1 protein-coding gene and 1 pseudogene are annotated in these 3,551 nt (G+C 53.3%); one reads left to right on the forward strand and one right to left on the reverse strand.

The features are described 5' to 3' along the window. Positions 1-234 precede the first annotated feature (234 nt). A pseudogene (locus PG883_RS22890) lies at positions 235-1,332 on the reverse strand (IS91-like element ISCR1 family transposase); the annotation flags it as partial. A 262-nt stretch (positions 1,333-1,594) separates the two neighbouring features. On the opposite strand from PG883_RS22890, the gene PG883_RS22895 reads away from it, so the two are divergent. After that, positions 1,595-3,046, forward strand: coding sequence for an IS1182 family transposase (locus PG883_RS22895; protein ID WP_257707827.1), 1,452 nt, complete (start codon positions 1,595-1,597; stop codon positions 3,044-3,046). Positions 3,047-3,551 lie beyond the last annotated feature (505 nt).

Raw genomic sequence — 3,551 nt, forward strand, 5'->3', positions numbered from 1 at the left:
TAATGGTCATGGCTTCGTGCGTGGCGGTTTTGTTTGGCGATAAAATCAGATCACAATCGAAGCCATTTTTATATCTATTTCAATTGGTTGCTGCTAAAGATCCTGTACATGAAACCGCTCTAATAAGGTTCGATTTGGCGGTAAAATCTCTAGCCTGATAGCTCGAGAGATACAAACTGCCCCACCGCCCCGTTTAAAAGTTGGCAGTGTTGAGCAGTGTTGGATTTGGGGTCGTCAGTCAAAGAGACGACTCTGTGATGGATCGAACAGGCTGGGAGTCAGTGGCGGCGCTCGTTCTGGTGGCAGCTCACGCTGCTTGGCGGCATTCGCCTTGGCTGTTTTCTGTTTCAGATGCTTGAGAATCTGCTCAATGACCTTCGGATCTTCGATGCTGGCAATCACTTTGACGTGACCGCCGCAGTGTTCGCAGACTTCAATATCAATATTGAAGACTCGCTTGAGGCGTTGCATCCAGGTCATGGCGCGGTGGCGCTCTGCAGGACTCTTGTCACGCCAGTTAGTATCGAGACCTTCCGATTTGTCGGGCTTCTTGCCCCGCTTGGCGGGTGTTACTTGAACTCGGTGTTTGCTGTTCGGTGCAAAGACGCCGTGGAAGCGTGTGAGGTTGACTCGCGGCTTAGGTACCAACGCAGCGAGTTTGGCGATGAAGTCCAGCGGCTCGAAGATCACATGGGTGGTGCCATTGCGGTACGGAGTTTTGAGCTCGTAACGCACCTGCCCATTGGCGGTTAATGCCAGACGTTTTTCTGAAACCGCTGGCCGACTAATGTAGCGACACAAGCGCTCAAGCTTATCCCGCTGATGCGCTTCGGCCATCACACCGGCGTGTAGCGAGAAACCAGCATGGTTGGCTACTCGACTGCTTGAGTCGGCTTTATCCTCACGCCCTGGCAAGGTTTGCAGGGTGAAGACTTTGCGCCCTTGCTGGGGGCCGACGGCAATGCGATACGTAACCGAAGCACCATGTAATTGAGTCAGCGTATCGTCTTCGCCCTCTTCCAGTGTCAACCACGTATTCTCGGCATCACGCTCCAAAATCCCACGCTTTTCCATGCAGCGAGCGATGCGATGGCTGAGGGTGTGAGCGAGCGTATTCAGCTCATCGTAAGTGGGTGCCTTGACACGATGGAAGCGTTGCTTGCCATAGTCATCTTCGGCATAGACACCATCGAGAAACAGCATGTGGTAGTGGACATTGAGATTTAGCGCGGAGCCAAAGCGTTGGATAAGAGTCACTGAGCCAGTTTGTGCAGAGGCTTTGGTGTAACCGGCTTTTTTGATCAGATGAGTTGAGAGTGTACGATAGAGGGGGTGTAAGCCCAAACCGCCGAAAATTCCGCCACGCCAAATCTAGGGCTCAGAGAGTGCCCCCGCCGACGTGGATATCAGGGTCGGTGCTCTTGACCAAAGTCAGCAGAATGTAACACCGTCAGTTTATGCCTGCTTAAGGCCGGATTGCTGCCATTCGGTTTTCGTGGCCAACGGGCAGGACCCGACCGAGGCCGTGTGAAAACGAGTGAACTCTGATTGCGCTCTGTGGTCTATGCATAAGACATAGATGCGGAGGCTGGGGATGAAGCGATTCATTGAAGGCGAAAGTCGAAACCAGATCACCTTGATGCCAGCCTGCCTGGACGACTATATCGACACTGACAATCCCGTGCGCGTCATTGATTTGTTTGTCGACGAACTTGATCTGGTCGAACTGGGATTTGACGGTACGGTCGCTGCGGCGACGGGACGGCCGGGTTACCATCCCGCGCTGTTGCTGAAGATCTACATCTATGGTTACCTGAACCGAATTCAATCGAGCCGGCGCCTGGAGCGCGAAACGCAGCGCAATGTTGAATTGATGTGGCTCACGGGACATCTGTCTCCGGACTTCAAGACCATTGCCGACTTCCGTCACGACAACGGCAAAGGCATCCGTAACGTGTGCAAGCGGTTTGTGGCCCTCTGTCGCCAACTCAACCTGTTCAGCCAAGCGGTCGTGGCCATCGATGGCAGCAAATTCAAAGCCGTCAATAACCGGGACAAGAACTTCACGCCGCACAAACTCGAACAGCGGATGAAGCAGATTGATGAAAGCATCGAGCGCTATCTGAATGCCCTGGACACGGCCGACCGGACGCAACCGGCTGATCTTGAAGCGAGAACCGCGCACTTGCAAGAGAAGCTGGACAAGCTCAGGAAACAGATGCACTACCTGCGGGACATTGAGCAACAATTGAAACAGCAACCGGATCAGCAACTGTCACAAACCGACCCGGATGCTCGCTCGATGGCCACCAGTGGCCGCGGTACTGGCATGGTCGGCTACAACGTCCAAACCTCTGTCGAGATCCAGCATCACTTGATCGTCGCCCATGAAGTCACGAATCTAGGGTATGACCGAACGCAACTCGCCAAGATGGCCTTGCAATCACGCGAAGCGCTCGCGGTTGAGAACATCGAAGCCATCGCCGACCGGGGTTATTACAAGGGACCGGAAATATTGAAGTGTGTCGAGGCGGGAATCACGCCCTCGGTGCCAAAGACCATGACCAGCAACAACAAAGCCAAAGGGTTATACGACAAACGTGATTTCGTCTATGTCGCGCAGGACAACGAATATCTTTGTCCTGCAGGGAAGCAGCTGATCTATCGTCACTCCTCGCTGAAGGATGGGATGAGAATTGATGATTACTACGCTTCGTACTTAACCTGCCAGCAGTGTGCGCTGAAAGCACAGTGCACTACCGGCAAGGAACGGCGGGTAAAGCGATGGGAACATGAAGGCGTCCTTGACGCCATGCAGGATCGCCTGGACCGGAACCCAGGGAAGATGAAACAACGACGGTGTACCGTCGAGCATGTCTTCGGAACACTGAAGTTCTGGATGGGGTCGGCGCATTTCTTGATGAAAACCCTCAAACATGTGAGCACGGAAGTGAGCTTGCACGTGCTGGCCTACAACCTTCGGCGAGTCATCAACATTCTCGGTGTTGAGAAACTCATGAGATCGATACGGTTACTTGCCGTTTAAGGTCAGGTGGCCTTTTTTACGGCTCGATTTGACCGTACTCTAAGGCGATTAGGACCCTCAGTTTCGATCTCAGAAAGCTGTCGGCCTCGATTTGATCAACAACGGGTAAAACACGCGCTCAAGCGCGCGGCGAACGGTAACTCAATTGCGTTTCCACACGGCCTCGACCCAAAGGCGACATCCCAGAGAAATGGGAGCAGCCATTCGCCGCTCGGGAAAGCGGATCGAAAGCGGCCGCTCACGAGGCCAACTCCGGATTCATGAATGAACATGCGGTAGTGCAGCTCAGACTGTTGACCCCAAGAAACAACTGGGCAACATTTCCCTGGCGATACCAGAAACCTGTCAGTTGTTTCTGAGGAAGGGAGGGCGAGTCAATCCGTATAACGTTTTGGAGCCTGTAAATCCAATTGTGTAACCGCCCACGAATAAGTAACTTTTTCAAAAGGATACCTTCGTGGGTAAGCAAATGGACCAAGACACACTCAAAGCTCTGGCTGCTGAG

It is taken from the genome of Aeromonas sp. QDB25 (assembly GCF_027707725.1).
Taxonomy (GTDB): Bacteria; Pseudomonadota; Gammaproteobacteria; order Enterobacterales; family Aeromonadaceae; genus Aeromonas; species Aeromonas caviae.